This window comes from Myxococcus faecalis, from assembly GCF_050039385.1.
GTDB lineage: Bacteria > Myxococcota > Myxococcia > Myxococcales > Myxococcaceae > Myxococcus > Myxococcus fulvus.
The window spans coordinates 1,412,818-1,439,293 of sequence record NZ_CP144336.1 but is presented as its reverse complement, the minus strand read 5'-3'; the positions used below and the strand labels follow the sequence as shown (position 1 = coordinate 1,439,293).

Annotated in this window: 23 protein-coding genes; 11 read left to right on the top strand and 12 right to left on the bottom strand. The window is 70.5% G+C overall.

The genetic code is table 11. From position 1 onward, the window contains the following. Nucleotides 1–3 precede the first annotated feature (3 nt). Nucleotides 4–1,431 carry a MocR-like pyridoxine biosynthesis transcription factor PdxR gene (gene pdxR / locus VZQ01_RS05480; RefSeq protein ID WP_223785051.1) on the bottom strand — a complete coding sequence of 476 codons (1,428 nt, stop codon included), beginning with the start codon at nt 1,429–1,431 and terminating at the stop codon, nt 4–6. A gap of 103 nt (nt 1,432–1,534) precedes the next feature. Between pdxR and VZQ01_RS05475 the strand changes: the two genes are divergently transcribed. Beyond that, nucleotides 1,535–1,999: a cupin domain-containing protein gene (locus VZQ01_RS05475; RefSeq protein ID WP_223785052.1), complete on the top strand. Its 465-nt coding sequence runs from the start codon at nt 1,535–1,537 to the stop codon at nt 1,997–1,999. A gap of 12 nt (nt 2,000–2,011) precedes the next feature. Here the strand turns inward: VZQ01_RS05475 and poxB are convergent, their stop codons facing one another. Continuing rightward, nucleotides 2,012–3,739, bottom strand: a complete 1,728-nt coding sequence (gene poxB, locus VZQ01_RS05470) for a ubiquinone-dependent pyruvate dehydrogenase (protein WP_426747060.1) — start codon at nt 3,737–3,739, stop codon at nt 2,012–2,014. Between the two features lie 115 nt (nt 3,740–3,854). Next, complete coding sequence (locus VZQ01_RS05465) at nt 3,855–4,211, bottom strand: YciI family protein (protein WP_223751534.1); 357 nt, start codon at nt 4,209–4,211, stop codon at nt 3,855–3,857. A gap of 234 nt (nt 4,212–4,445) precedes the next feature. On the opposite strand from VZQ01_RS05465, the gene VZQ01_RS05460 reads away from it, so the two are divergent. From VZQ01_RS05460 to VZQ01_RS05445, 4 genes are all read left to right on the top strand, one after another. Continuing rightward, entirely contained in the window at nt 4,446–5,780 is a 1,335-nt protein-coding gene (locus VZQ01_RS05460; protein ID WP_223785054.1) for a replication-associated recombination protein A, read from the top strand. Between the two features lie 117 nt (nt 5,781–5,897). Continuing rightward, a complete protein-coding gene (locus tag VZQ01_RS05455; RefSeq protein ID WP_426747059.1) occupies nt 5,898–7,169 on the top strand; it encodes an RNA polymerase sigma factor in 1,272 nt (423 codons plus the stop codon). A gap of 149 nt (nt 7,170–7,318) precedes the next feature. Then, nucleotides 7,319–7,591 (top strand): DUF2277 domain-containing protein, encoded by a 273-nt coding sequence (locus VZQ01_RS05450; protein ID WP_046717748.1) that lies wholly within the window; start codon nt 7,319–7,321, stop codon nt 7,589–7,591. Between the two features lie 97 nt (nt 7,592–7,688). Further along, nucleotides 7,689–9,125 (top strand): glycoside hydrolase family 43 protein, encoded by a 1,437-nt coding sequence (locus VZQ01_RS05445; RefSeq protein ID WP_426747058.1) that lies wholly within the window; start codon nt 7,689–7,691, stop codon nt 9,123–9,125. Between the two features lie 49 nt (nt 9,126–9,174). Here VZQ01_RS05445 and VZQ01_RS05440 read toward each other — a convergent pair whose 3' ends face one another. The 5 genes from VZQ01_RS05440 to VZQ01_RS05420 form a co-directional block, all read right to left on the bottom strand. After that, nucleotides 9,175–10,053, bottom strand: a complete 879-nt coding sequence (locus VZQ01_RS05440; protein ID WP_223751538.1) for a hypothetical protein — start codon at nt 10,051–10,053, stop codon at nt 9,175–9,177. Continuing rightward, entirely contained in the window at nt 10,050–10,268 is a 219-nt protein-coding gene (locus tag VZQ01_RS05435) for a hypothetical protein (RefSeq protein ID WP_141331497.1), read from the bottom strand. Before VZQ01_RS05435 ends, VZQ01_RS05440 begins: the two co-directional genes overlap by 4 nt. Nucleotides 10,269–10,538: 270 nt before the next feature. Continuing rightward, nucleotides 10,539–11,153 (bottom strand): PH domain-containing protein, encoded by a 615-nt coding sequence (locus VZQ01_RS05430; RefSeq protein ID WP_223751539.1) that lies wholly within the window; start codon nt 11,151–11,153, stop codon nt 10,539–10,541. A 64-nt stretch (nt 11,154–11,217) separates the two neighbouring features. Next, a complete protein-coding gene (gene amaB, locus VZQ01_RS05425; protein WP_426747057.1) occupies nt 11,218–12,750 on the bottom strand; it encodes an L-piperidine-6-carboxylate dehydrogenase in 1,533 nt (510 codons plus the stop codon). Between the two features lie 15 nt (nt 12,751–12,765). After that, nucleotides 12,766–13,689, bottom strand: a complete 924-nt coding sequence (locus VZQ01_RS05420) for a LysR substrate-binding domain-containing protein (RefSeq protein ID WP_223751541.1) — start codon at nt 13,687–13,689, stop codon at nt 12,766–12,768. Between the two features lie 124 nt (nt 13,690–13,813). On the opposite strand from VZQ01_RS05420, the gene VZQ01_RS05415 reads away from it, so the two are divergent. Next, nucleotides 13,814–14,710: a DMT family transporter gene (locus tag VZQ01_RS05415; protein ID WP_267696990.1), complete on the top strand. Its 897-nt coding sequence runs from the start codon at nt 13,814–13,816 to the stop codon at nt 14,708–14,710. 37 nt (nt 14,711–14,747) lie between these two features. On the opposite strand, the gene VZQ01_RS05410 is transcribed toward VZQ01_RS05415, so the two are convergent. Continuing rightward, nucleotides 14,748–15,611 (bottom strand): hypothetical protein, encoded by an 864-nt coding sequence (locus tag VZQ01_RS05410; RefSeq protein ID WP_223751543.1) that lies wholly within the window; start codon nt 15,609–15,611, stop codon nt 14,748–14,750. 152 nt (nt 15,612–15,763) lie between these two features. Between VZQ01_RS05410 and VZQ01_RS05405 the strand changes: the two genes are divergently transcribed. After that, nucleotides 15,764–16,741, top strand: a complete 978-nt coding sequence (locus VZQ01_RS05405) for a class I SAM-dependent methyltransferase (protein WP_267696989.1) — start codon at nt 15,764–15,766, stop codon at nt 16,739–16,741. On the opposite strand, the gene VZQ01_RS05400 is transcribed toward VZQ01_RS05405, so the two are convergent. Further along, nucleotides 16,726–17,484: an RNase H family protein gene (locus tag VZQ01_RS05400; protein WP_223751545.1), complete on the bottom strand. Its 759-nt coding sequence runs from the start codon at nt 17,482–17,484 to the stop codon at nt 16,726–16,728. The two genes, VZQ01_RS05405 and VZQ01_RS05400, sit on opposite strands and share 16 nt — an antisense overlap. A 220-nt stretch (nt 17,485–17,704) precedes the next feature. Here VZQ01_RS05400 and VZQ01_RS05395 point away from each other — a divergent pair, with 220 nt between their 5' ends. Next, nucleotides 17,705–18,292, top strand: coding sequence for a hypothetical protein (locus VZQ01_RS05395; protein WP_267696987.1), 588 nt, complete (start codon nt 17,705–17,707; stop codon nt 18,290–18,292). Nucleotides 18,293–18,296: 4 nt separating this feature from the next. After that, nucleotides 18,297–18,812, top strand: a complete 516-nt coding sequence (locus VZQ01_RS05390; RefSeq protein WP_223751547.1) for a hypothetical protein — start codon at nt 18,297–18,299, stop codon at nt 18,810–18,812. Between the two features lie 134 nt (nt 18,813–18,946). On the opposite strand, the gene VZQ01_RS05385 is transcribed toward VZQ01_RS05390, so the two are convergent. Both VZQ01_RS05385 and VZQ01_RS05380 read right to left on the bottom strand, forming a co-directional pair. Further along, nucleotides 18,947–20,341, bottom strand: a complete 1,395-nt coding sequence (locus VZQ01_RS05385) for a di-heme oxidoreductase family protein (protein WP_426747056.1) — start codon at nt 20,339–20,341, stop codon at nt 18,947–18,949. Between the two features lie 102 nt (nt 20,342–20,443). Continuing rightward, a complete protein-coding gene (locus VZQ01_RS05380) occupies nt 20,444–21,265 on the bottom strand; it encodes a hypothetical protein (RefSeq protein ID WP_223751549.1) in 822 nt (273 codons plus the stop codon). Nucleotides 21,266–22,004: 739 nt separating this feature from the next. Here VZQ01_RS05380 and VZQ01_RS05375 point away from each other — a divergent pair. Continuing rightward, nucleotides 22,005–23,525 (top strand): cytochrome-c peroxidase, encoded by a 1,521-nt coding sequence (locus VZQ01_RS05375; RefSeq protein ID WP_267696984.1) that lies wholly within the window; start codon nt 22,005–22,007, stop codon nt 23,523–23,525. A gap of 263 nt (nt 23,526–23,788) precedes the next feature. Beyond that, nucleotides 23,789–25,588 carry a hypothetical protein gene (locus tag VZQ01_RS05370; protein ID WP_426747055.1) on the top strand — a complete coding sequence of 600 codons (1,800 nt, stop codon included), beginning with the start codon at nt 23,789–23,791 and terminating at the stop codon, nt 25,586–25,588. Nucleotides 25,589–26,476 lie beyond the last annotated feature (888 nt).

Sequence of the window (26,476 nt, the reverse complement as noted above, 5' to 3'; positions counted from 1 at the left end):
GGGCTAGCGTCCTTCGTGGAGCCGCGCCCGGAGGCGCCGGAGCCCCTCGTCGATGCGCTCCACCGTCACGCCGCCGTAGCCCAGCACCCAGCCATGGCGGGTGGGGGCTCCCATGAAGTAGCGCGAGAGCGACTCGACGCCGACGCCCGCCGCGTGAGCCCTGGCGGTGAGCTCCTTCTCCAGCCGCGCGCCGCCCCGCGTGAAGGTGGCGCACAGGTGCAGACCGGCGACGGAGGGGAGCAGCTCGAGCGTGTCCGCGAAGTGGCGCGCGAGGCCCTCGGCCAGTCGGGTGTGTCGCTGCTCGTACTCGCGCCGCGTCTTGCGCAGGTGCCTTGCCAGCGCGCCCGTGTCGATGAAGCGCGCGAGCGCCCCCTGCGCGGGGAGCTGGCTGTGCCAGTCCGTCACCTGCTTGGCCAGCCGCAGCTCCCGCCGGAGCGAGGGCGGCGCGACGAGGAAGCCCAGCCGCAGCGAGGGCAGCAGCACCTTGGAGAACGAGCCGACGTAGAGCACCCGGCCCGAGCGGTCCAGGCCGTGGAGCGTCTCCAGCGGACGGCCGCCGAAGCGGAACTCGCTGTCGTAGTCATCCTCGATGACCACCGCGTCGCGGCGCCGGGCCCAGTCGAGCAGCGCCTTGCGACGCGCCGGGGACATGACGATGCCCAGCGGGAACTGGTGGGACGGGGTGACGTAGACGGCGCGCGTGTCGTCCGGCAGGCGGCTCACGTCGAGCCCCTCCGCGTCCACGGGCACCGGCACCACGCTCGCGCCGAGCGACTGGAACAACGCGCGCGCGGGCGGATAGCCGGGCTCCTCCATGGCGACGCAATCCCCGGGCTCGAGCAGCACCCGGCCGACCAGGTCCAGGGCCTGCTGCGCGCCGTGGGTGATGAGCACGTCGGACGCGTCCGCGGTGACGCCTCGCGAGACACCCACGTGGCGGGCCACCGCCTCGCGCAGCTCCGGATGGCCGGCCGGGTCCGCGTACGCGGGGCCCGCCGCGGAGGCGCGCCACTGTCGGGCCATGAGCCGGCGCCAGGCGTCGAAGGGGAACAGCGACGCATCCGGATAGCCCACCCGGAAGTCGTACGGCGTCTCGGGGACGGGCACGGGGGGCGCGGGCAGCCCGCGCCAGACCGCGCGAGGCCGCAACTCCACGCCCTGGGAGGCCCTCGCGCGCGCGCCGCGCTCCCGAGGTGCGTTCTGGATGAAGCTCCCGGCGCGACCCCGGCTCACGAGCAGGCCCTCCGCCATCAACCACTCGTAGGCCACGCTCACCGTGTTGCGGGAGATGCCCAGCCGCCGGGCCAGCTCCCGCGAGGGGGGCACCTGCTCACCGTCCCGCAGCCGTCCGTCGAGGACCCGCGCTCGCAGGCCCCGGTAGACCTGCCCCGCGAGGTCCCTGCGCTCCGTCAGGTCGACATGCAGGTCCATGGCCCAGACCTACCACGGATTGGCCCAACGAGATTCGTCGGTCCTGGCACCGTGAGAGGGCCAGGGACGGGGCACCCTGTCGGCACTTCCTCAAGGAGACCGCATGAGCCCCACGCCTTCGTCCTCGTACGCCTCGCAGCCGGTCCACGCCGAGCGCATGCCCTGGATTCCCATGACCTCCCCGGGCCTCTCCTTCAAGCCGCTGCGCTTCTTCAAGGACGGTGCGGGCTGGATGTACCTCTTTCGCCTGGAGCCCGGCACCGTCATTCCCCCGCACCGCCACACCGGCGAGTCGCACGCCTTCAACCTCTCCGGCTCCCGCGAGCTGCTGGACACGGGCGAGGTGATTGGCCCGGGGGGCTACGTCTACGAGCCGGCCGGCAACGTCGACAGCTGGCGGGTGACGGGCCCCGAGCCGCTCGTGCTGCTCATCCACACGCGCGGCGGCGTGGAGTACCTGACGGCGGACGGCCAGGTCTCGCGGCACGTCACGCCCGCGGACCGGCTGGAGTCCTACCGCCAGTGGTGCGAGGCGAACGGCCAGCCGTTCCTGGCCACCCTGGAGTGACGGGGGGCCCTGTCAGTGCCGCAGGTGGGCCTGCACCGTGTCCACCACCTCGCCGCCGTCGCCGTTGAAGACGAGCTTCGTCATGGCCAGCGCGAAGCCCGCCGCCTGCTTGATGGTGACGCGAGGCGGGAGCGAGAGCGCGTGCGGGTCCGTGACCACGTCGACCAGCGCGGGCCCCGGGTGGGCGAGCGCGCGCTCGAAGGCGCCCCGGAGGTCCTCGGGCGCCTCCACGCGCTGGCCCATGACGCCCACCGCCTCCGCCAGCTTCGCGAAGTTGGGGTTCACCAGGTCCGTCTGCGTGTCCGGGTAGCCCGACACCTGCATCTCCAGCTTCACCATGCCCAGCGAGCTGTTGTTGAAGATGACGACCTTCACCGGCAGCTCGTACTGCGCCAGCGTGAGGAAGTCCCCCATCAGCATCGCGAAGCCGCCGTCGCCGGACATGGAGATGACCTGCCGGCCCGGGTACAGGAGCTGCGCGCCGATGGCCTGGGGCAGCGCGTTGGCCATGGAGCCGTGGGTGAAGGAGCCGATGATGCGCCGCTCGGCCGTGGCGTGGAGGTAGCGCGCCGACCACACGTTGCACATGCCCGTGTCCACGGTGAAGACGGCGTCCTTGGCGGCCACCTCGTCCAGCACCGACGCCACCAGCTCCGGATGCAGCGGGCGGTGCGAGCCGACGTTGCGCACGTGCGTGTCCAGCTTGCGCCGCGCCTTGGCCAGCTCCTCCAGCGCGCCCTCGAGATGCCGCCGGTCCTCCTTCTGCTCCAGGCGGGGCAGCAGCGCGCGCAGCGTCTCGCGCACGTCGCCGCAGACGCCCAGGTCCAACCGCGAGCGGCGCCCCAGGTGCTCCGGCCGCACGTCGACCTGGGCAATCTGGGGTTTGACGGGCATGAACGCGTCGTAGGGGAAGTCGGTGCCCAGCAGCAGCAGGACGTCGCAGGCGTGCATGGCCTCGTACGCGGCGCCGAAGCCGAGCAGGCCCGTCATGCCCACGTCGTAGGGGTTGTCGTAGGCCACCCACTCCTTGCCCCGGTACGCGTGGCCCACGGGCGACTGGAGCCGCTTCGCCAGCGCGAGCACCTCCGCGTGGGCGCCCCGGCAGCCGCTGCCGCAGAACACCGTCACGCGCGAGGCGGAGTTGAGCAGCTCGGCGAGCCGGTCCAGCTCCGCGTCGGCCGGGCGCACCACGGGGCGCTCGGTGGCGAAGGTGGAGGGCACGTCCTCGCCGGCCTCGAGCGCGGCCACGTCCCCGGGCACCACCACCGCGGACACGCCGCCCTTCGCGAGCGCCGTCTGCGCGGCGAGCCGGAACAGGCGCGGGGCCTGCTTGGGGTTGGCCACCATCTCGCAGAAGTGGCTGCACTCGCGGAAGAGCAGCTCCGGGTGCGTCTCCTGGAAGTAGGACGTGCCGATCTGCTCGCTGGGGATGTGCGAGACGAGCGCGAGCACGGGCGCGTAGCTGCGGTGCGCGTCGTAGAGGCCATTGATGAGGTGCAGGTGGCCCGGGCCGCAGCTGCCCGCGCACACCGCCAGCTTGCCGCTCAGCTGCGCCTCGGCGGACGCGGCGAAGGCCCCCGCCTCCTCGTGGCGCACGTGGACCCACCGCAGCTTTCCGTCGCTGCGCCGCACGGCGTCGGTGATGGGGTTGAGGCTGTCGCCCACGACGCCGTAGATGCGCTCGGCCCCCGCCTCGATGAGCACACGAACGAGCGCTTCCGCCACGGTGAGAGAGCTCATGGGCTCAAAGCTGGGCGGGGTGACAGCGGGGGACAACCCAGGGGAGCGGGGTGACGGGCGCTCCCGTGGGTGTGGGGCGTGGGAGCGTGCTCCCTCTCGCCGGTGACGCGGGGGGCTACTCGAAACAGCTGTTCGCGATCTCGCGCAGCTCGACGATGCCCCAGTCGCTCATGGGACACATGTGGGCATATTCGAGCGCCTCGTCGCGGCTCTTGCAGTTGAGCAGGAAGAAGCCGCCGATGATCTCCTTCGACTCGGTGAAGGGGCCATCGCTCACGGTCCGCCGCCCATTGATGCTCTCGATGCGGATGGCGTTGTCGTCCGGCTTGAGGGCCTCTCCGGCGACGAGCACGCCCTTGTCCTGGAGCGTCTTCTGGAAGGCCATCATCCGTGCGTAGGCCTTCTGGCCCTCCTCGAGCGGCCGCTCCTGTCGCTTCCCGGGTGCCTCCATCATCAGCAGCATGAAAGACATCGCGCTCCCTCCTTTTTGGGGACGGCGATACTACGACGCGGCCGTGACACGCCGTCGAGGGGGCCCGGGTGGGAGTTGCTCGGTCCTGGTCGCTCGCGAGCCAACGCCACGGTGTGATTTCCGCGCGGATGGACGGGCGCGCGCGGCGTGTCCGCTTTCCGACGGGTGTGGAATGCGCTCCGCACCATGGGTGAGGGTTGACCGCGCGCTTCGGAGAGGGGAGCTTGCGGTGCGATGAGCGCCGGCCCCGACCTGTTCTCCGCCTCCGTGGATGTGAACCGCTTCGCGCCGCTCGCCGAGCGGATGCGGCCGCGCACGCCCGACGAGTTCATCGGGCAGGCGCACCTGCTGGGCCCCGGAGGTCCGCTGCGCGGGCTGATGGAGCGCAAGCAGCTGGTGTCCTCCCTCTTCTGGGGCCCGCCCGGGGTGGGCAAGACGACGCTGGCGCGGATGCTGGCGGCCAACGTCGACGCGGAGCTGGTCATCCTGTCGGCCGTGTCGGACGGAATCCCGCGCATCCGCGAGGTGGTGGCCGAGGCCGAGCGCGCGCGCAACCAGTACTCGCGCCGCACGGTGCTCTTCGTGGACGAAATCCACCGCTGGGCGAAGAACGTCCAGGAGCAGGCGCTGCCCCACGTGGAGAGCGGGCTGTTCATCCTGCTGGGCGCCACGACGGAGAACGTCAGCTTCGAGGTGCGGCCCGCGCTCGTCAGCCGGTGTCGCGTCTTCCAGCTCCAGGAGCTGACGCTCGCGGACATCCAGGGCGCGCTGCGCCGGGCGCTCACCGACGAGAAGCGCGGGCTGGGCAAGCGCCGGCTGACGGTGGGGGAGGAGGCCCTGGCGCTGCTCGCGCGGGGCGGCGCGGGGGACGTGCGCAAGGCGCTGGGCGCGCTGGAGATGGCGGCGGGGCTGACGGCCGACGGCGGCGAAATCACCGTGGACGTCGCGCGCGAGTCGGTGGGCGTGGGCCTGTCGCGCCACGACAAGGACGGGGACCAGCACTTCGACCTGCTCAGCGCGCTGCAGAAGTCCTGTCGGGGCTCCAACGCGCAGGGCGCCATCTTCTGGGCGGCGAAGCTCTTGCAGACCGGCGACGTGGTGTCGCTGTGGCGCAGGCTCAAGGTCATCGCGGTGGAGGACGTGGGCATGGCCATGCCGGAGGCCATCACCATCGTCCGCGCGTGCGAGGAGGGCTTCCACTCCACGGGCATGCCGGAGGGCCGGCTGTTCGTCGCGCACGCCGTCATCACCCTGGCCACGGCGCGCAAGAGCAACCGCGCCTATGCCGCGATGAACGCGGCGCTGGAGGCGCTGGAGGCGAACCCCAACGTCGGGCCGCCGTTGAACCTGCGCAACGCGCCCACGGACCTGCTCAAGGAGCTGGGGCACGGCAAGGGCTACCAGCCGCCGTGGGACTTCAAGGACCACTACGCGCCGGGACAGACGTACCTGCCCCCGCCGCTGGAGCGCGCCGTGTTCTACCGCCCGAGCAAGGAGGGCTACGAGGCGGAGGTCCACGAGCGCATGACGCACTGGTGGCGCGAGGACAAGGCGAGCAAGGGCGAGTAGGGCGCTCCGGCCCATGTGGGCCTCCCCCTCCACCCAGGCGACATCCTCGTCGTCGGCCGACACGCGACGTGCGCGTCGACCTTGCATCGTGAAGCGGGGGTGCTCTAGTCCGGCGCCGTGACGTCCCCCGAGAGACACCGCGCCATCGAAGCCGTGTGGCGGATTGAATCCGCGCGCCTCATCGCGGGCCTGACGCGCATGGTGCGCGACGTCGGGCTCGCGGAGGAGCTCGCGCAGGATGCCCTGGTCGCGGCGATGGAGCGCTGGCCCGACAGCGGCATCCCGGACAACCCGGGCGCGTGGCTGATGGCGACCGCCAAGCGCCGCGCCATCGACGAGCTGCGCCGGGGCAAGCGCGTCGAGTGCAAGCACGAGGAGCTGGGACACGAGCTCGAGTCCGACCAGGCCCACGGGCAGCCGGACCTGGACACGGCGCTCGACAACGACGTGGGCGATGACCTGCTGCGGCTGATGTTCATCGCCTGCCACCCCATCCTCTCCACGGAGGCGCGCGTCGCGCTCACGCTCCGGCTGCTCGGTGGGTTGACGACGGAGGAGATCGCCCGCGCGTTCCTGGTCCCCGGGCCCACCGTCGCGCAGCGCATCGTGCGCGCCAAGCGCACGCTGTCCGAGGAGAAGGTGCCCTTCGAGCTGCCCCACGGCGAGGCGCTAGCGGCGCGGCTGTCGTCGGTCCTGGAGGTCATCTACCTCATCTTCAACGAGGGCTACTCGGCGACGGCGGGCGATGACTGGATGCGGCCGGAGCTGTGCGCGGACGCGCTGCGGCTGGGGCGCATCCTCGCCGAGCTGGCGCCCCTGGAGCCGGAGGTGCACGGCCTGGTCGCGCTGATGGAGATCCAGGCGTCGCGCTCGCGGGCGCGCGTGGGCCCCTCCGGGGAGCCGGTGCTGCTGCTCGAGCAGAACCGGGGCCTGTGGGACCAGCTGCTGATTCGCCGCGGGCTCGCGGCGCTGGAGCGGGCGGAGAAGCTGGGCGGCGCGCAGGGCCCGTACGCGCTGCAGGCCGCGCTCGCCGCCTGTCACGCGCGGGCACGCACGGCGGAGGAGACGGACTGGGCGCGCATCGCGTCGCTGTATGGCGTGCTGGTGCGGCTGTCGCCCTCGCCGGTGGTGGAGCTCAACCGCGCGGTGGCCCTGTCCATGGCCTATGGCCCCGCGGCGGGCCTGGCCGTGGTCGACACGCTGACGTCGGAGCCCACGCTCGCGAACTACCACCTGCTGCCGAGCGTGCGCGGAGACCTGCTGCGCAAGCTGGGGCGCTTCGACGAGGCGCGCAAGGAGTTCGAGCGGGCGGCCTCGCTGACCCGGAATGCCCGCGAGCAGGCGCTGCTCCTGGAGCGCGCCCAGGACTGCTCCCGCCGCAGGGCGTGAGCGTGGGGTGGCAGTCCCGCGGGAATCTTCCGCGCTCCATGCAGCGCAAGCGTCGACCAGCGAGCGTCCGTGCTCGCCGCGAGGGATGGAGGCCGTCCTGGAGCACGCGTGCGGGGTGGACCCGCACCGGGATGGTCTACCCTGGGCGCATGTGCCGGAACATCAAGCCCCTCTTCAACTTCACCCCGCCCGCCACGGATGACGACATCCGCGCGGCGGCGCTCCAGTTCGTCCGGAAGATCGCCGGGACCCGCAAGCCGTCGAAGCAGAACACGGACGCGTTCGACGTCGCCGTCGAGGAGATCTACCAGAGCTCGAAGCGGATGCTGGACGGGCTGGTGGCCACGACGCCCCCCAGAGACAGGGTGCGGTTCGAGGCACTCAAGCGCCTGCGCTACAAGAAGGCCGCCGACGCGGGCTGAGGCCCCGGGCGCCCCGAAGCGCTGACCGACTGTTCCCACGCAGTGCACACACGGCGCGCGGTGCCGAGGTGGCCCGTCGTGCCCTGGAGGTCGTCCGATGAAGCGGTCCCCGTGGTGGTCCGTCGTTGGCTGTCTCTGCTTCGTCCTGTCCTTCGGCGCGGGCTGTGGCGCCGAAGCGCCCCAGGACGCCCAGGCCCCGGAGCAATCCCGCGCGGCCCTGGCCTGCTCCACGCGCATCACCTACGGCGACCGGTGGATCCACCCCGCCAACCATCCCAACCAATACGACGTGGCCTCGGACCTGGTGACGTGGGACGGCGCCTGCGTCAACGAGGGCTCCAACTCCTACGCCCTGCTCTCCAACGGCTGGAAGCCGTACTTCACTGGCAACAACGCCTGCGTGCTCGCGCTGGACACGGACTGTCCCGGCGCCTCCGCGTGTGCGACGCGCGTCACCTACGGCCCGGCGTGGATCCACCCCGCGAACCACCCCGCCCAGCACGATGACACCGGCGGGCGCGTGTTCTGGGACCGCGCCTGCGTGAATGCGTCGCCCAACTCGTACGCGGTGCTGTCGAACGGCTGGGGGCCGTACTTCACGGGCACCAACGCCTGCGGCATGTCCTTCCGCTACACGGGCTGCGGCGGGCTCTACCAGAACCCCGTCGTCCCCACGGACTGCGCGGACCCGGGCGTCATCCACGACGGCACGCGCTACGTGGCGGCGTGCACCTCCGGCGGCGCGGCCAGCGCCTTCCCGCTGCGCGTCTCCACGGACCTGGTGACGTGGACGAGCGCCGGCTCCATCTTCCCCTCCGGTACGCGACCGTCCTGGGCCACCGGTGACTTCTGGGCGCCCGAAATCCACCGCGTGGGCGGCCGCTTCGTCGCGTACTACACGGCGCGGCACTCCAGCGGGAAGCTGGCCATCGGCGCCGCCACGGCCACGAGCGCGCTCGGTCCCTTCACCGACCTGGGCCGCCCCCTCATCCTGGATTCGGGCATGGGGATGATCGACGCGACGTTCTTCGCGGACGCCGCGGGGACGGGCTACCTGGTGTGGAAGGCGGACGGCAACGCGGTGGGCCAGCCCACGCCCATCTACGGGCAGGCGCTCTCCGCGGACGGCCTGTCGCTGGTGGGCACGCGCCGCACGCTCATCACCAACAACCTGGGCTGGGAGGGCGGCGTGGTGGAGGCGCCGTGGGTCGTCGCGCGCGGCGGCTACTACTACCTCTTCTACAGTGGTAACGCGTACTACAACAGCACCTACGCTGTCGGAGTGGCGCGGGCCACGAGCCCCCTGGGGCCGTACACCAAGGCGGGCGCGCCGATTCTCGCGACGGGCGGAGGCTGGGTGGGGCCGGGCCACAACTCGGTGGTCAACGGGCCGGGCGGAGACACGTACATGGTCTACCACGCCTGGAACAGCGCCCACACCGCGCGGGTCATGCTGGTGGACGCCATCACGTGGCCCAACGGGTGGCCCGCGGTGCCGGAGGCGCCCTCGGCCGGCTCGCGTCCCCGGCCGTAGCGCGTGAGGTCCTCGGGGGCACGGGGTCTGTCCGTGCCCCTGGGGGACGTCAGGGCGTTCCGGTGGACGCCTGGAGCGAGGGCTCCGGCGCCTCGAACTTCTGCGGCCCCAGGGCGGAGCGCTGGAACCAGCCGGCGAGCCCCAGCAGCACGAGCCCGGACGTGCGCAGCGTGCGCAAGAGCTCCGCGCCCAGCGCCTCGTCACCGGGCAGGAGCGCCGCCAGCCACACGCGCGCGTCGTAGAGCAGCCACGTGGCGCCCGACAGGCCCATGGCCCACCACACCCAGGCGAGCCTGCCGCCGCGCAGCATGTACGCGACGCGCAGGATGGGGGCGACCAGGAAGATGGTCGTCATGTCCGCCAGCGTGGAGGCCAGGCTGATGACGACCGACGGCGCCGGGCTCTGGCCGGACAGCAGGTTGCGCACCTCGGTGACCAGCGACGGCACGCCGACGGCCAGCGCCGCCAGCGCCGTCACCGCCCACAGCGCGCGCGAGCGCGGGCTGGACGGAGGCTGCAGCCCGGACTGCTGATAGGTCATGGCCAGGAGCACGAGCGCGTACGTGGTGGCGATGTTGGCCAGCACGACGACGACCATCCGGTACGGCAGCAGGGGGGACGCCGTGAAGGGGACGTCCGGCACGGTGTGCAGCCAGTAGCTGCGCATCGCCGCGCTGACCAGCGACAGCACGGCCCCCGCCGTGAGCCCGCCCCAGACCTTGCGCAGGTAGTCGCCGGAGACGAACGCGCTGGCCGCCGCGAGCGTGCCGCCCACGGCGAGCAGCCCGCTCAACCAGCCGGCCACGTCGTGCACCAGCCCCAGCTTCGCGGGCTCGGAGCTGGCCACCGCGAACAGGTGCGCGGCCTGGAGCACCACGACGGCGCCGAACCAGGGCGCCACGGACGAGGAACGCGAGGACGCCGTCATCGCGCCTTCTCCAGCGACGTGGCGATTTCCGCGAGGATGACCTTGGCGTGCAGCGCGCCAATGAAGGTGTTGAGCATCGGCTTGAGGCCTTCGAGCAGTTGCGGGAGGTCCTGGGGGGTGACCTGCTCGGGCGGACGCTTGAGGGCGCGCAACGCGGCCGTATGGATGGCCATCTTGGCGGTGAAGCCTCCGAGCAGGGGTTCGAGGTGACGCACGAGGATGTCGTGCCAGCCGGCGGGGGCGGTCTGGGAGGACGGGTTCAGAATCGCGAACACTCCTGTTGGGGAGGTACACGCTAGAGCGATTTCTCAAGACATACGAGAGGCCCGTCCGTCCCCCGCGTCGATTGCCGCTCGTTCCGCAAGGAATTCCGGGAGGCCCTGTCTTTGTCGCCACGACAGGTGTAGGGGCCGCTGACGCGGCGTGCAGCATGCCCGGCCGCCGGGCGAGCAGGTGCGCCGGCGGCGGGCGTCATCCAACGGGTATCAGGCCTTGATGTAGCGCTCGAACACGGCGCCGAAGTCCTTCACCCAGTACTTCTGCTGGGCGCCGGTGAGCCAGGCGAAGGCGGCCTGGTTGAGCTCCTTGAAGGACTCGACGACGGGCGCGCCGCCGGACGAGCCGCGGCCGAGCGTGGTGGAGGCGACGTCCAGGCTCGTCTTGGCGTGGGCGAGCGACAGCTCGTTCTCGTGCTGCATCTCCGAGATGCGGAACAGGGCCTTGTAGAGGTCCTTCACCTGCTCCAGCTGCTTCTTGTGCACGTCGATGGAGTAGTCGCGGTTGCCCAGGCGGAACTTGATCTCCACGTCCATGTCGATGGTGCCGGCCGTCTCCAGCATGACGTTGGAGATGGGATTGGCGGCGTACGTGAAGCGACGCAGCATGCGCTTCTTGCTGGCGGCGCTGGTGCCGTCCAGGTGGATGAGCGCCCGGTTCGTGAAACAGTACTCGTCGGACTTGGACTTGATGAGGAAGTAGATCTTCTCCTGGTCCTCGTGATTCACATAGTCATCCGCGTCGACCTTGTCGTAGTCGGCCGGAGCGATGACCGAGCCGACGTCACTGAGGCCGAGTGCGTCCGCGGCGAGCTTCCCGAACATGCTGTGTCTCCCTGTGTGTACCGCCGGGCCCCCAAGGCCCGGCGGGAGCATAGGGGAGAGCCCCTCACAGGTCGAAGCGAATCCCTTGCGCCAGCGGCAGCGCGTCCGAGTAGTTCAGCGTGTTGGTCTGCCGCCGCATATAGGCCTTCCACGCATCGGAGCCGGACTCGCGGCCGCCGCCGGTGTCCTTTTCACCCCCGAAGGCGCCGCCAATCTCCGCGCCGGACGTGCCGATGTTGACGTTGGCGATGCCGCAGTCGGAGCCGGAGGCGGACAGGAAGCGCTCGGCGACCTGCAGGTCCTTGGTGAACACCGATGACGACAGGCCCTGGGGCACGCCGTTCTGGATGACGATGGCGTCCTCGAGCGTGCGGTAGGGCATGACGTAGAGGATGGGCGCGAAGGTCTCCTCCTGGACCCACGCGTCGGTGGGCTCCACGTCGGTGACCAGCGTGGGCTGCACGTAGTGGCCGGGGCGCTCCAGCGCCTTGCCGCCGCTCACCACGCGGGCCCCCGCGGCGCGCGCCTTCTCGAGCGTGGCCTCGAAGCGCTGCACCGCGGCCCGGTCGATGAGCGGGCCCATCAGCGTGCCGGCCTCCAGCGGGTCTCCGATGCGCTTCTCCACCTGGGCGTAGGCGCTGGCGAGCTTGTTCAGCACGTCGTCGACGATGGACTCGTGGACGATGAGCCGGCGGGTGGTGGTGCAGCGCTGGCCCGCGGTGCCCACCGCGCCGAAGACGATGGCGGGGATGGCCAGCTTCAGGTCCGCGGTGGCGTCCACGATGATGGCGTTGTTGCCACCCAGCTCCAGCAGGCTGCGGCCCAGTCGCTGCGCGACGCGCACGCCCACCTGACGCCCGACGGCGGACGAGCCGGTGAAGCTCACCAGCGCGACGCGCGAATCGTCCACCAGCCGCTCGGCGCGCGCGGTGCCCGCGGCGTTGAGCAGGAAGAACACCTCCGGGAAGCCGCCGGCCTTCAGCGCCGCGTTGCAGATGCGCGTGGCGGCGATGGACGTCAGCGGCGTCTTGGGGGAGGGCTTCCAGATGGACACGTCGCCGCACACCGCGGCGATGAACGCGTTCCAGGACCAGACGGCCACCGGGAAGTTGAAGGCGCTGATGATGCCGACGAGGCCCAGCGGATGCCACTGCTCGTACATCCGGTGGCCGGGGCGCTCGGAGTGCATCGTCAGGCCGTAGAGCATGCGCGACTGGCCGACGGCGAAGTCGGCGATGTCGATCATCTCCTGCACCTCGCCGTCGCCCTCGGCCTTCACCTTGCCCATCTCCAGCGACACGAGCGAGCCGAGCGCGTCCTTGTGGCGGCGCAGCGCCTCGCCGCACAGGCGGATGGCCTCGCCCCGACGCGGCGCGGGCAGGGCCCTCCACGCGACGAAGGCCTGGGCCGCGGCGTGCATCATCCGCTCGTACTCGTCCGCCGTCGCCGACGACACGGTGGCGAGCTGCTGTCCGTTGGAGGGATTGAAGACCTCCAGCAAGGGCTCGGAGCGGGAGTCCGCCCACTCGCCGTCGCCGAGGTAGCTGCCGGGGTTGTGCTCGCCGAGGCCGAGCGCGTCGAGAATGGGATGGAGCATGGCGTTCGGGGGTGCTTACAACGTCGGGGGCTTCGTGGCGACCCGCGTCGGGGCGGGGCGTCCGGGCTGGGTCAGCAGCCAGTCCATGAAGGCGCGTGCCGCGGTGCGCAGTCGGCGGTGGGAGGGGTACACGACGAAGTAGGAGTAGCGGGTGGGCAGCGCGGGGCCGGGCAGTCGCAGGAGGCTGCCGTCGGCGAGGAAGGTCTCGCAGACGCGCTCCCGGGCGAGCGCCGCGCCCAGGCCCCACACGGCGGCCTGCATCGCGTTGGTGGTGTCGCTGAAGCTGTGGCGCACGTCCAGCGTGGCACCATGGACGTCCGCGGCGCGCAGCCAGTCCGGCCACGACTGTCGCGCCAGGTCCTCGACCAGCGGCAGCCGGGGGATGTCCGCCGGCGTGCGCACCGCGTCGACGCCGGGCAGGCGAGGGGAGGCCACCGGGAACATGGCGTCGGGCATCAGCGCGTGGGCGGTCATCCCGGGCCAGTGGCCCAGGCCGTAGCGGATGCCCAGGTCCGGGCCGCCCTCCTCGAAGCGCGACAGCGCCGTCTCCGAGTCGATGCGCACGCGCAGGCGGGGATGCTGGGCGTTGAAGTCCGCCAGCCGGGGCACCACCCACGTGTGCGCCAGGGAGTGCATGGTGGTCACGCGCACCAGGTGGCGCTCGCTCCGGGCATCCGAGAGCTCGCGCACCACGTCATGGATGTCCGTCAGCGCGCCGCTCGCCGCGTCCGCCAGCTGGCGCCCCTCGACGGTGAGCTCCACGCCGCGCGCGTGGCGCTGGAAGAGGGTGACGCCGAGCATCCCCTCCAGCTTGCGCACGTGGTGGCTGACGGCGCTGGCCGTCAGGTGCAGCTCCTGGCCCGCGCGGGCGAAGTTCTGGTGTCGCGCGGCCGCCTCGAAGGCCGCCAGGGCCGGCAGCCACGCCGTGGGAAGAGTCATGGGAGCCTCAAATCATACGCGTGGCTGACCGCAAAACCATGCGGTTGTGACTCCCGTGCCAGAGGCGCAGATAAGGGAGCGACCGGAGTCAGATTCGTGCCTCGCTCCACCTGGTGAACCGCCCATGACCACTCCCTCGCTTGTCCGTCCCGTCGTCCCGACGTTGTCCGGTGCCTGGCTGACCTTCCTGGAGCTGGGGCTCCTGGGGGCCCTGTGGGGCTCGTCCTTCATGTTCATGCGCATCGCGGCGCCGGACTTCGGGCCCCTGCCGCTCGTGGTGGTGCGGCTGGTGCTCGGCTCGCTGGTGCTGCTGCCCCTGCTGCTGCGCGCGCGCGCCTCCATCACCCCGGCGCACTGGCCCAAGCTCGCGCTGGTGGGGACGCTCAACGCGGCGGTGCCCTTCGCGCTCTTCGCCTGGGCGGCGCAGCGCGTGCCCGCGGGCATCAGCGCCATCAGCAACAGCATGACCGTGCTCTTCACCGCGCTGGTGGCCTTCCTCTTCTACGGCGAGCGCATCGGCTCGCGTCGTGGGGTGGCGCTGGTGGTGGGCTTCGCGGGCGTGGTGGTGCTCGCCAGCGGGAAGATCGAGGGCGCCAGCCCCGGGCTGGGGGTGGCCGCGGCGCTGACGGCCGCCTTCTTCTACGGCATCTCGGCGAACCTGGTGCGCAGGCACCTGCAGGGTGTGCCGGCGGGCGCCGTCGCGGCGGCCACGCTGGGCTGCGCGGCGCTCCTGACGCTGCCGTTCGCCATCGCGACCTGGCCCGTGCAGCCCATCCGCGGCGTGTCCTGGCTGTCGGCCGCGGCGCTGGGGATGCTCTGCACGGGGCTGGGCTACGCCATGTACTACCGGCTCATCCAGCGCATCGGCGCTTCCCGCGCCGTCACCGTCACCTACCTGTTGCCCCTGTTCGGCGTGGCCTGGGCGTGGCTCCTGCTCGGCGAGCCGGTGACGCTATCCATGGCGGTCGCCGGCGCGCTCATCCTGGGCAGCGTCGCGCTGAGCCAGCGGCAGTCCGCGTGAGCGTGCGCGCGGACCGCCGCCGGGGCGCCAACGGCTCTCAAGGACAGCCGGAGCTGACCTGGAGCGCGTCGTAGGCCATCCAGCCGTTGCGCTTGGTGCCGGTGGCCGCGATGACGTAGCCGTAGAGGAACTTCATCTCCCCCGACTGCTGGCGGTAGCGGCCCGCGCTGTCCTGGACCCAGAGGGGGATGTCGATGGAGGGCACGCCGTGCTCGGTGGGCACGTCCAGGCGCTGGAACTTGGTGCCCGCGGGGAAGTGGTCCACCGCGGGGCCGCCCAGCGCCATGCCGGGCACGTTGAAGACCAGGTTGACGGAGCGCTGCCCGTTGGCGCGCACCAGCGGCAGGTAGTCTCCGGCGCGCTCGTGGGTGGCGTCGCTGTCGTAGACGACCTTCTTGAACTCGAGCACCGGGTCATGCGTGTTGCGCACGGCGTAGCAGCCCAGCTTCGCCAGCCCCGCGCCCAGGGCGGAGACATGGCCCACCTTCTGCTCGAAGGACGTGCGCCCCAGGATGCTGGAGATGGGCAGCCACCCCGCGCTCGAATTGGACGTGGAGACGGCGAAGGCGTGCAGCTCCCCGGCGAACGTGCGCGTCTGGCCGTGGTTGAAGGCGGCGCTCGAGCGCGTGTTGGTGCCCACCACGGTGCCGTTGCCGTCGCGGATGGGCACGCCCGTCACCAGCCCCCAGTTGTCGTCCGCCGGGTCGTTGGTGGGGACGCGGTTGCCCCCGCTCACCTGCAGCTTGCAGTTGTACGCGCTCACCAGACAGTACTCGCCGTTGACGCCGGAGAAGGCCGCCTGCTCGCGCGTCTGGAGCGCGCCGTCGTCGGGCTCGAGGCCCCCTCCACACGCGGTGACGAGCAATCCGAGGGATGCAATCGAGATGGTCGTGATTTTCATGCTTAATATGAGAAAGCGACCAGCGCGGACCCGTCAACGCGAGCCTCGTCGAGAGGCCGGAGGGCGAGCGAGGGATGTTGAGCCCCGGTCAAAGGGACGGGTGCCAACGCACCGCGTCCTGAGGTGCCGCGTCGAGGTACGCTGCCGGCGCGATGTCCCGCCACCCCGATGCCCTGCTCCCCGCGCGCCGCTTCCACGACGAGCCGCTCATCCTCATCCTCCGCCACCTGAAGGCGGGGCTCACGGAGGCGGGCCGGGTGCGCATCGAGGTGCCGGACCCGGACCTCGGGGCCGGGCGCTATCCGGGCGAGCGGGTGGGGCCGGAGGGGGGCCTGGTGCACCGTCCGCTGCGCCACTGGTGTGATCTGGCGGAGGGGCTGGGCTGCCGGCTGCGCACGCCGCGCGGCGTGGAGGCGACGCACGTGTCGCTGACCTTCGAGTCCCTGGGCGCGGAGGCCTCGTGGCACGCGGGGAGCGCGAGGACGGAGGCGGCGGTGCCCGCGGAGGAGCGATATGGGGCGGACTCCGCCTTCGCGCGCGTGCGCAAGCTGGAGGACGCGGGCTTCCTGTTGCCGTGGTTGGAGGCGCTGGGGCGCGTGAGGTTGCCCGCGGGCGCGAGGGTGTTGGACCTGGGCGTCAATCGCGGGGACGAACTGGACGCGTTCTCCTGGCTGGACGAGGTGCCCGACGTCTCCTTCGTGGGCGTGGACCACAGCGCCTCCGCGATTGCCCAGGCGCGCGCCCGCTTCCCGGACGCGCGTCACGCCTTCCACGTGGCGGACCTCAACGCGCTGCCCGCCGCGCTGGGGCGCTTCCACCTGGTGGTGTCCGTGGGCACGTTGCAGAGCCCCGGGGTGGATGACCACGCGTTGTTGCGGACGCTGGTCCAGGAGCATCTGGAGTCCGAGGCGACGCTCGTGCTCGGCTTTCCCAACTCGCGCTTCCGCGACGGCGAGGTCGTCTACGGTGCCCGCGTGCGCAACCTGCGCGAGTCGGACCTGTCCCTGCTCGTGAAGGACCTGTCGTTCTACCGCCGCTACCTGCACCAGCACGGCTTCCGCACGTTCCTCGGCGGGAAGTTCGACCTGCTGCTCACGGCGGTGCGCGGCGGGGCTCAGTCCTCCGACTGAACGTCCCCGGGCTTGACGCCCCAGTCCGCGAGCACCTGGGCCTCGTCCTCGGGGCTCTTGGTCTTCTTGAAGCGCGCGTCGGAGACGCCCTTGACGCGGCGCTCGCACGCGGCCCACGTGGCGTGGCGCTTCACGCTGCGGCCCACCTGGCTCAGGTACGAGTGCGCCTTGGCCGCGGGCTGTCGGGGCTTCTCCTCGGGGAGCGAGGTGTCCTCGGGGACGTCGTAGACGTCCACGTCGTACGTGGACAGCGCGCCCGAGTAGAGCCGCACGCCCTTGCCGCGCGAGTAGCCCACGGCGATTTCATCGACCCGCTCGTTGCCGGGCACGCCCACGTGGCCGCGCACGTAGTGCCACTCGACGGCGGCGGCCTCGCCGGAGTGGGTCTGCTTGCGCTGGGCGAGCAGCGCCATCAGCCGCCTCCAGTAAGGGGCGTTGGCCACCTCCTTGCCCTCGGCCGTCTTCCAGCCGCGCTTGCTCCAGCCGAACGCCCACTTCGTGATTCCCTGAATCACATAGGTGGAGTCGGTGTGGATGCGCAGCGGGCCCGCCGTGGCCTCCAGGTGGCGCAGCGCCATGCCCACGGCTGTGAGCTCCATCCGGTTGTTGGTGGTCTCCCGCTCGTGGCCGCCCAGCTCCGTCACCTGTCCGTCGGGCGTGGCGATGATGACGCCCCAGCCCCCGGGGCCCGGGTTGCCGGAGCAGGCTCCGTCGGCGAAGACGACCGTGGCGTGGCTCTTCATGCGGCGCACCCTAGGCGGCCTCGGGGCGGGGCGGCCAGGACGACTCGCGACACGGGCGTCCTCGGGCTGACATGAAAGTCGTGATTCCACCGGGAGCCCGAGTCCTCCTCACCTGGAGGCGTGAGCGTGGTACGTGGCTTGCTCAAGCCGCGAGGGCTCGGGCGGGAGCGCCGGTGCCCGAGGGAAAGCCATCCACACCACCATGTCGACCGAGCACTCCATGTCCTCCCAGAGCGATTCCAGGCCCGTCTCCTCGCGCGGCAGGGCGTGGGCCGCCAGGCTCGCGCTGCTGGTGGCGGCGGCCGCCTCGGTGGCCACGTCGCGCAGCGCGCCGAGCCCCCGCGTCGAGGAGTCGGCGCCGGGCGTGCTGAGGCTGACGGCGGACGCGCCCTCGGCCAGCGTGGTGTTGCCGGTGCGGCTGGCGGTGCCGAACGGCTCCACGCAGACGGTATGGGCCACGATGCGCGCGCCGCTCTCCGCCCGTTGGACGCACGACGAGGGGGGCTCACGGACGGCGCCGAGTCTCACGGCGACGCTGCGCTTCGGGCCCCATCCGCTCAAGCCGAGGACGCAGGAGCTGGGGGTGTCGGAGGGGGCGGCGGTGACGTTCGACGCGGAATCGGACGGGGATGTCTGCCGGCTCCAGCAGCCGTGCGAGTGGGAGGCGACGCTCGACGTGGCGTTCGCGGAGGGCTCGCCGGTCCACGGCGTGGTGGAGGTGGACTGGAAGATGGTGGGGGAGGTGAGCTTCGACGAGACGGTGGACGAGGAGCCGCAGGGGCTCGAGTTCACCGTGGGGCCTCGCTGACCGCGTGAGGACCTCGCGTGCCACCGCGTGCGTGCCGGGTGACACGCTGCTGCATCCGCTGGTGTTCTGCGCGGTGCTGGTGCTCGTGCTGAACGACCATGTGTTCAAGGCGCGCTGGCCGTCATGGTGGACGGGCAAGCTGTCGGACGTGGCGGGGCTGGCGATGTTCCCGCTGCTCCTGCAGGGACTCTGGGAGCAGGCGCGGGGACGAAGCGCGCGGGGCGGCTTCCGGCCGTCGCTCGCGGTGCTGACGGCGTGCGTGGTGCTGACGGCGTGCGTGTTCACCGCCATCAAGGTCTGGGAGCCCGCGGCCGAGGCCTGGCGCTGGGGGCTCGGTGGGTTGCAGTGGCCCGTGCGAGCGGCGTGGGCGGTGCTCTCCAGTCGCGCGGTCCCCGCCGTGGCGCCGGTGGCGCACACGATGGACGTGACGGACCTGCTCGCGTTGCCAGCGCTGGGCGTCTCGTACGCGCTGGGGCGCAAGCGCTGCGCGAGTCACGAGCCGGCGCGGCAGCCCGCCTGACTCGCGGGCCGCGGACGTCCCACGCGGCGACTTGGGAGACGTCGCCTTCGCGTTGAGTCGCGCTCCATCGCGGACGGGGGCATGGCCGGCTCATGCGACGTGGGCCGTAAGCCCACGCGCCATGCCGCTCCCGCTCAGAGCGAGCCGAGGAACGCGAGCAGCGCCTCACGGTCCTCACGGAGCAGCCGCGTGTAGCGGGTCTGCGCGGGGGCCGCCTCGCCGCCGTGCCACAGCACGGCCTCCTCGAGGTTCCTCGCGCGTCCGTCATGCAGGAAGCGCGTGTGGCCGTTCACCGTCTCCGTCAGGCCGATGCCCCACAGGGGCGGCGTGCGCCACTCCTGGCCGGTGGCCAGTCCGTCCGGTCGACCATCCGCCAGCGCCTCGCCCATGTCGTGCAGCAGCAGGTCCGAGTACGGGTAGATGACCTGCCGCGACAGCTCCGGGAAGCCAGGCACGTCCCCCGTCTCCATCGGCTCGTCGACATGACACGCGGCACACCCGATGGCGCGGAACACCGCCTTGCCACGCAGCACCGCGGGCGCATCCCAGTCCCGTCGCTTCGGCACCGCGAGCAGGCGCGTGTAGAACATCAGCTGCTCCAGGTCGTAGGCCCGCACGTCGACGGCCTCCGGCGCCGCTCCCGCCTCCGCCTCCTGCGCGCGCGGATAGAGCTCGTTCGTCAGCCCCATGTCCGCCACCAGCGCATGCGCCACCTGCTGGAGCAGGGTGGGCTGATTCGCCTTCCACCCGAACCGCCCCATGCGTGTGCCGCGCGTCCGCACATCCTCGACCCGGTTGGCGCGTCCGGAGATGCCATCCTGATCGCGGTCCTCGGCATCCTCCCGGACGAGCAGCGTCTCCTCGGGGAGGGCCTCCAGCAGCCCCAGCCCGAAGTTCGCCGGCGCCACGCGAGGCGAGAAGGGCGTGCCTTCACCCAGCGGCCCCTGGGCCAGGTGCTCGAACTGGTAGATGGGCCGCGCGAGCACGTAGGGCTCACCGGAGGAGAATCGGCCGGAGAACTCCTCGTGGCGCACCACCACGGTGCCCTCGCCCCGGAGCCCGCCCAACCGGTGCAGGTCGAGCTGCTCTCCATACACGGGATGCGGTCCCGGACCGTCAGGCGAGCCCAGCTGGAACGCGATGGACACGACGGGCTCGGAAGGGGACTCGGGTGGACGCCCGCGCCCGTCCTTCACGTGGCACGTCATGCACGAGCTGGCGCTGAACAGCGGCCCCAACCCCGGTCCGTGCGCAGGGTCGCTCCAGTCGCGGTCGAACACCCGCTTGCCGATGTGGAACTGGGGCCAGCGCGCGCGGTCCAGGTTCGGCGGCGAGCGACCGAAGGCGTTGCGCCCCGTGTCCTTCACCGTCGCGCCGCCACCGGACAGCTCCTCGCCGGGCACCGACACGAGCGGCAGCTCGCCGAGCACGAGGGGAGGGGGCGGCGGAGGCCGGCCTGCCCGGGCCCACACGGCCGTGAGCATCATCGCTCCAAGGGGGATGCCCAGCAGGTACAGCCGCCGTCTCATCGCGAGCTCTCCAGGAACATCGATGAAGACGCCGGGCGGCGAAGGTGCTGCCACGCGCCGCCCGGCGCCAGCCCCATGCCTTGCGCGGCATGGGACCCGGAACTACTTCGCGGCCGGGACGAAGGTCTCGCTCAGGATGCTCAGCCCCTTGCCCGTCGCCTTCACGTCCATGCCCGTGAAGCCGTTGTACGGATAGTGGCCGTCGCCGATCTCCTCGACGAACTCGAAGGAGTCACCGGTGACCACCTTGCCGTCCGCCAGCGTCACGGAGAACGTGTTGCCCGGCGTGGTCATCTGCCAGCCGCAGGCGCCCACGTTGCTCTCGGCCGTGGCCTCACCCGTCTTGGTCCAGATGATGTCCAGCTCGTAGAAGTCGGCGACCGCCACCAGCCAGCGGAAGAAGTCCCGCCAGTTGGTGAAGACGATCATCGCGTTCGGGCTGTGGGTGGACGTGCCCTGCAGCACGCCCTCGCGGTAGATGTTCATGCGGAAGCCGGATCCGCCCGGCGAACCGGTGAACGTCGGCGTCACGAAGGCCGAGTCCACGTCGCGGCCCGGCGTCACGCGCAGCGTGCTGACCACCTGGTCACCCGAGCGCGCCTCCAGCTGCAGCTGGCCCGTGGAGCCCAGCGCCACCGACGTCGTCTGCGACCAGCGGGCCGCGCGGCCGAAGCTGCTCGACACGCCGTCCGTGCGGGCGCTGCGCAGGCCCGTCACGTTCAGGCCCTTGTCCGTCGCGGACAGCTGCGCGTTGCCCAGCGCGCAGCTCGTGATGCCGTCGAAACGCGTCATGCACTGCGTCTTCGCACCGGCCTCCTGGGCGGCGACCTCTCCCTCGGTGGACGTGGGCTCCTCGCCCTGGCAGCCCGACAAAACACTCAGGAGCGCGGCCGCCATCAGACGGCTCATCATCTTCAGCTGCATGGAATGACCTACCTCTTCAATAGGGGGAATGCGCTGCTCCGCCAGTGGCCTTCCGCATCCGGTGCCGGCCCTGCCCGGATGCCACCCTCCGGCGGCGCTCCTGTCCATTGCACCCCGCACGCCAACGCCCCCGGCCGTGTTTCACCTCCTCTGTATCAGCAAGCCTTTGCACCTCCGCGGCCCGCCCCTCTGTAGCGCCCACCGTCACAGGCGACGGGCGCCATGTATCGCGGCTTGCTACACACCCACGATTCTCACCGGATGAGGCATTCACCCAGGGTGATGGGCATTCGCTCCATGTCTGGTCATGCGAATGGCTCGCATTCCTAGAAGGGCTGTCAGGGCCGTGGAACCGGGCACCCTCGACAGGGCGCGTCATCGGGTTTAGCGCGTCCACCCAGTGAGGTCGTTCCAATCCGCGAGCGATTACTACCCGGATATTACGCTGAGGCTGGAAGTGCACCCTGGGTCGGGGCCGCCTGGACAGGAATAATGCGGAACCGGTATAAAACTGTCCGTCAGACTGGAGACACTGGTGATTCCGCCAACCTCATACAAGTCCTGACGCTCTGAGAAGGGGGCATTCTCTATGGCTCGTTCGTCGTGGTCCCGCGGAGTGAGTGGTTGGTTGAACCGCGGCCTTTTCTCGTCTGCTCTGGCGGTTTCCTTGTCGGCGTGTGAGCCGGCCGGACAGGTCGAGCCTCCCAAGCCCTCCCCCGCCGAGAATGAGGAAGTGGCGGTGGATGCGAAGGCCCTGCTGGACAGCATGGCCGTGTTCTCGCTGCGTCCGCTGTCTCATGAGCCGGTGCCGCAGCCGGTGGGCAGCCGCATCATCAACAAGGCCGCGGCCATCCGGTTGGGCAAGGCCTTCTTCTGGGACATCCAGTCGAGCGGTGACGGCGAGACGGCGTGCGCCAGCTGTCACTTCGCCGCGGGCGCGGATGACCGCAAGAACAACACCATCCACCCGGGCTTCGACAACACGTTCGACAGCATCGCGGGTCCCGGCCAGGACTTCACGCTGGCGAAGATCACCAGCGATGACCGCGTGGGCTCGCAGGGCCCGTTCCGCGCCGCGTTCCTCGGCCTGGACATGGACAACCTGGACAACCCGGCGGACCAGTGCGTGGTGGTGCCGGACGCACCGTTCAACGAGTTCCGGCTGGTGGGCCCGCGCCACACGCCGACCGTGGTGGGCTCCGGCTTCTACCGCAACCAGTTCTGGGGCGGCGAGGCGAACGTCCTCTTCAACGGCGTGAACATCTGGGGTGACTCGGGCAACAACGGCCAGGGCTTCCTGGTGCGCATCGAGGGCGCGTCGCTGGCGTCGCAGGCCACCGGCCCCGTGACGAACTTCAGCGAGCAGGGCTGCTCGGGCCGTCAGATTCTCGGCCCCGACAGCCTGGGCACGAAGCTGATTCCGCGTCAGCCGCTGCGCCACCAGCGCGTGTCCGTCAACGACAGCGTGCTGGGCGCCATGGCGAACCCGGACGGCCCGGGCCTCTTGTGCAACGGCGCGCCGTGCACGTACGACCGGATGATTCGCGACGCGTTCGGCGACGCGCTGGCGAACCTCGGCGAGAACGCCTTCTCGCTCTTCTGGGGCGAGGCGCTCCAGGCCTACCAGGCCACGCTCATCCCGGACCAGACGCCGTTCGACCGCTTCCTGGGCGGCAACCTCTCCGCGCTCACGCCCAAGCAGCTCAAGGGCCTGTCCGTGTTCGTGGGCAAGGGCGAGTGCATCAACTGCCACACCGGCGCCATGCTGACCGACGCCACGGTGTCCTGGTACGAGATCGCCGGCCCGCTCAACCGCGACGGCGGCGACACGGGCTTCCACAACATCGGCGTGCGTCCCACCGAGGACGACCTGGCGCGCGGCGACCTGGGCGTCTTCGGCGGCGTGCCCAACTCCGTCAGCCTCTCCCCGTTCGACATGGGCGCGTTCAAGACGCCCACCCTGCGCAACGTGGGCCTCAACCCGCCGTACTTCCACAACGGCGGCTACCCCACGCTCGAGGACGTGGTGGACTTCTACGAGCGCGGCGGTGACTTCGCCAACCCGGAGAAGTCGCTGGACATCGTCCCGCGCACCTTCACCGCGAGCGAGCGCTCCGCGCTGGTGGACTTCCTGCGCAACGCCCTCACGGACTGCCGCGTCAAGACCTACCGCGCCCCGTTCGACCACCCGGAGCTGACGTTCCCCAACCGCGAGACGCTGCCCGTCACGGGCCGCGCCGGGCTCGGCGTCTGCAACTGACGCGAGGCCACCTCCCGTAACACGCCAGGCCACCCACGGGAGACTTGAGTCCCCTGGGTGGCCTCGCCCTTTCTGGCACTCCCGGACGCAAGGTTTGCGCGGGAGGCCCTGGCTACCCGGCGGGAACGCGGATGTCAGGGCTCATGTCAAAATGGGCGCTGTCTCGACTCCCGGGGCTCGCTTGATGCTCCGGGGGCCTCGTGGAAGAGTTCCTGACCTTTGCGTCAGGTCTGAACAACGGGTTTCTCCCCAGGAGCAGTCGCATGAGTCAGCAAGCCGTGCCCATCGACCCGCATGAGACGCTGTACCTGCCCATGCGGCGCCGGTTCATGAGTGAGTACGTGCAGACGGAAGAGGGCACCACCGAGCTGCGCATCTACTACGGGCTCAAGGAGATCAGCATCGAGGAGCCCGAGCTGCACGCCTTCGGCGAGAACCTGCTCAAGCAGGACAGCTTCATGGCGGGCGTGGCCACGCGCTGGTCCACCGGTGAGCCGCTGCCGTGGGAGCGGGTGAAGGAGCTGCTCGAGCACCTGCTGTCGGAGAACATCCTGTCGCGCGAGGCGCCGAAGCTCGCGGCGGAGACCGACTACCACAAGATGATCATGGCGGCGGAGGCCAAGCGCCCCGCGCCCGAGTCCCCCCTGTGGTGGAACCCCGACACGGAGGGCGTGCTCAAGCAGCTGGTGGGCCGGCCCATGGAGTTCGGCTTCCTGGAGGCGATGCTGCCGGTGCACCGCGCGGCGCACGCGGCGCTGGACGCGGAAGGGCGGCACATCGGCGAGAACAACGTCTTCCCGGACTCGATGCGCATGCGCATGGAGACCGAGTGGCGCATGTGCCCGTACCCGGGCAGCCGCTTCCGCGACGACGCGCTGATGAACGTCACGGCGCTCAAGTCCATGACCAAGGTCTGGAAGCCCTCGCTGCAGGCGATGCTCATCCTGCGCGACGAGTTCCTCAAGCGCTACCCGCTCTTGCCCGACGGCCAGTGGCGCATCGGCGACCTGCACGCGTTCAGCTGCGCGGTGCTCGCGCTGCCGTCGATGATGCTGCTCCGGGGGGAGAACCCCGTCCCCAACGGGACGCTGGACCCGCTGCTGTCGTCGGTGTTCCGCGTCACCGACGGCGTGCGCATGGTGAGCATCTACCTGATGTTCCTGCCCGAGCAGCCCATGCCGTACGAGACGCCCATCAACCCGGCCTCGCTGCTGCACCTGACGGAGCGCGACAACCACTTCCTGTCCACGCGCGGCGTGTGCGCCGGCCCGCCGCACATGGTCGAGGAGTTCTTCGCGACCATGCTGGACGGAAAGCCCCTGGCGGGCGAGCCGCTGCCCCCGCCGACGTGGCTGGAGGAGATTCCCGCCGCGTTCGACTATGGCCTGCGCGGCCTGCAGCTGTACTCGCTCCAGTTCACGCTCTGGGCGCACATGTGTCACACCTACGAGCGGCTGCGCGACATCATCCTCCAGGCCGAGGCCCCCAAGACGACCGGCTGGGGTCGGCTGCGCGAGCGGCTGGAGAAGGACTGGAAGATCATCCAGCCCACCCGTCAGCACACCGAGGTCCAGCGCGCCTGGGCCAAGGCGCGCTACGTGGAGATGTACGACCGCGCCCAGCGCGGCCTGCGCGGCTTCTCCGAGGACAAGCTGCAGCACATCTCCGACGTGTTCTCGCCGGCCAAGGACGCCGTGCACGAGGAGACGGTCCAGCAGCTGCGCGCGCTGTTCCGCGAGCGGGCCCCGGCGCCCGTGGGCGCCAACCCCGAGCTGACGGACCGGCTGGCGGACGTGCTCGCCGACTACATCACCATCGAGCGCTCCGCGGTGGGCACGCTGGACAACGTGCAGCGTGAGGTCAACAAGCTGCTCAAGCGCGAGCACCCCCAGCGCCACTTCACCAACCTGGACCTCTCCATCCACCACCGGCTGCGGTTCGCCACCATCGGCGTGCTGCCCTACCTGATGGAGGTGTTCCGCGAGGAGCTCGGGCTGACCATCCAGGACGACGTCGCGTCCGTCACCATCACCCAGGGCAACCCCCGCGCCGTGGCCGCGTGAGATGACGCGGTGTTTCACTCCCGGGCCTGGAGCCATGATGGAATGTTTCAGGCCCGGGAAGCTTGACTCACATGTTTCACCGACTTATATCGGAGTAGCCAAAAACGTCAGTTAGCTGAACTGTCGCGATTGGTGCTGATGCCTCGGAGTCCTGGAGGAAGCCCCATGCAGATCAAGACGAAGGTTCGTGGCGGTCCCCGTAGCTGTGGTGGTGGGGTCGTCATCGCTGTCTGAGTCGTTCTGTCGCTGAGGTTCTCACCTCTCACCAGGAGCATGCACATGCAGATCAAGACCAAGGTTCGTGGCGGTCCCCGTAGCTGTGGTGGCGGCGTTCTCGTCAAGGCTGTCTGAGCTGTGCAGTAGCTGAGGTCCTCAACCTCTCACCAGGAGCAAGCACATGCAGATCAAGACCAAGGTCCGTGGCGGTCCCCGTGGCTGTGGCGGCGTCATCGCTGTCTGAGCTGTGTTGTCGCTGAACCGCTGAACCCGTTCTCTCTTTCACCAGGAGCAATCCAGATGAAGATCAAGACCAAGGTTCGTGGTGGCCCTCGCGGCTGTGGCCCCGGTGGCATCAGCTACGAAGTGCTGGAGTAGTCGTCGCCCGGAGTCGTCGTTCACGCATCACACACCAGGAGCAAGCACCATGAAGATCAAGACCAAGGTTCGTGGCGGTCCCCGTGGCTGTGGTCCCGGCGGCATCAGCATCTACTACGAGCTGTAATTCCAGCCTCGCACCTCAGGAGCAAACACCATGAAGATCAAGACCAAGGTTCGTGGCGGTCCCCGTGGCTGTGGTCCCGGCGGCATCAGCATCTACTACGAGCTGTAATTCCACCCTCGCACCTCAGGAGCAAACACCATGAAGATCAAGACCAAGGTTCGTGGCGG

Coding starts and splice junctions, on each gene's coding strand:
- VZQ01_RS05440 (WP_223751538.1), bottom strand. CDS start 10,053: ATGACGGCGTCCTCGCGTTCCTCGTCCGTGGCGCCCTGGTTCGGCGCC.
- VZQ01_RS05400 (WP_223751545.1), bottom strand. CDS start 17,484: ATGAAGAGCCACGCCACGGTCGTCTTCGCCGACGGAGCCTGCTCCGGC.
- VZQ01_RS05380 (WP_223751549.1), bottom strand. CDS start 21,265: ATGCAGCTGAAGATGATGAGCCGTCTGATGGCGGCCGCGCTCCTGAGT.
- VZQ01_RS05395 (WP_267696987.1), top strand. CDS start 17,705: ATGTCCTCCCAGAGCGATTCCAGGCCCGTCTCCTCGCGCGGCAGGGCG.
- VZQ01_RS05370 (WP_426747055.1), top strand. CDS start 23,789: ATGAGTCAGCAAGCCGTGCCCATCGACCCGCATGAGACGCTGTACCTG.
- VZQ01_RS05460 (WP_223785054.1), top strand. CDS start 4,446: ATGAGCGCCGGCCCCGACCTGTTCTCCGCCTCCGTGGATGTGAACCGC.
- VZQ01_RS05430 (WP_223751539.1), bottom strand. CDS start 11,153: ATGTTCGGGAAGCTCGCCGCGGACGCACTCGGCCTCAGTGACGTCGGC.
- VZQ01_RS05405 (WP_267696989.1), top strand. CDS start 15,764: ATGTCCCGCCACCCCGATGCCCTGCTCCCCGCGCGCCGCTTCCACGAC.
- poxB (WP_426747060.1), bottom strand. CDS start 3,739: ATGAGCTCTCTCACCGTGGCGGAAGCGCTCGTTCGTGTGCTCATCGAG.
- amaB (WP_426747057.1), bottom strand. CDS start 12,750: ATGCTCCATCCCATTCTCGACGCGCTCGGCCTCGGCGAGCACAACCCC.
- pdxR (WP_223785051.1), bottom strand. CDS start 1,431: ATGGACCTGCATGTCGACCTGACGGAGCGCAGGGACCTCGCGGGGCAG.
- VZQ01_RS05415 (WP_267696990.1), top strand. CDS start 13,814: ATGACCACTCCCTCGCTTGTCCGTCCCGTCGTCCCGACGTTGTCCGGT.
- VZQ01_RS05475 (WP_223785052.1), top strand. CDS start 1,535: ATGAGCCCCACGCCTTCGTCCTCGTACGCCTCGCAGCCGGTCCACGCC.
- VZQ01_RS05385 (WP_426747056.1), bottom strand. CDS start 20,341: ATGAGACGGCGGCTGTACCTGCTGGGCATCCCCCTTGGAGCGATGATG.
- VZQ01_RS05420 (WP_223751541.1), bottom strand. CDS start 13,689: ATGACTCTTCCCACGGCGTGGCTGCCGGCCCTGGCGGCCTTCGAGGCG.
- VZQ01_RS05450 (WP_046717748.1), top strand. CDS start 7,319: ATGTGCCGGAACATCAAGCCCCTCTTCAACTTCACCCCGCCCGCCACG.
- VZQ01_RS05465 (WP_223751534.1), bottom strand. CDS start 4,211: ATGTCTTTCATGCTGCTGATGATGGAGGCACCCGGGAAGCGACAGGAG.
- VZQ01_RS05410 (WP_223751543.1), bottom strand. CDS start 15,611: ATGAAAATCACGACCATCTCGATTGCATCCCTCGGATTGCTCGTCACC.
- VZQ01_RS05445 (WP_426747058.1), top strand. CDS start 7,689: ATGAAGCGGTCCCCGTGGTGGTCCGTCGTTGGCTGTCTCTGCTTCGTC.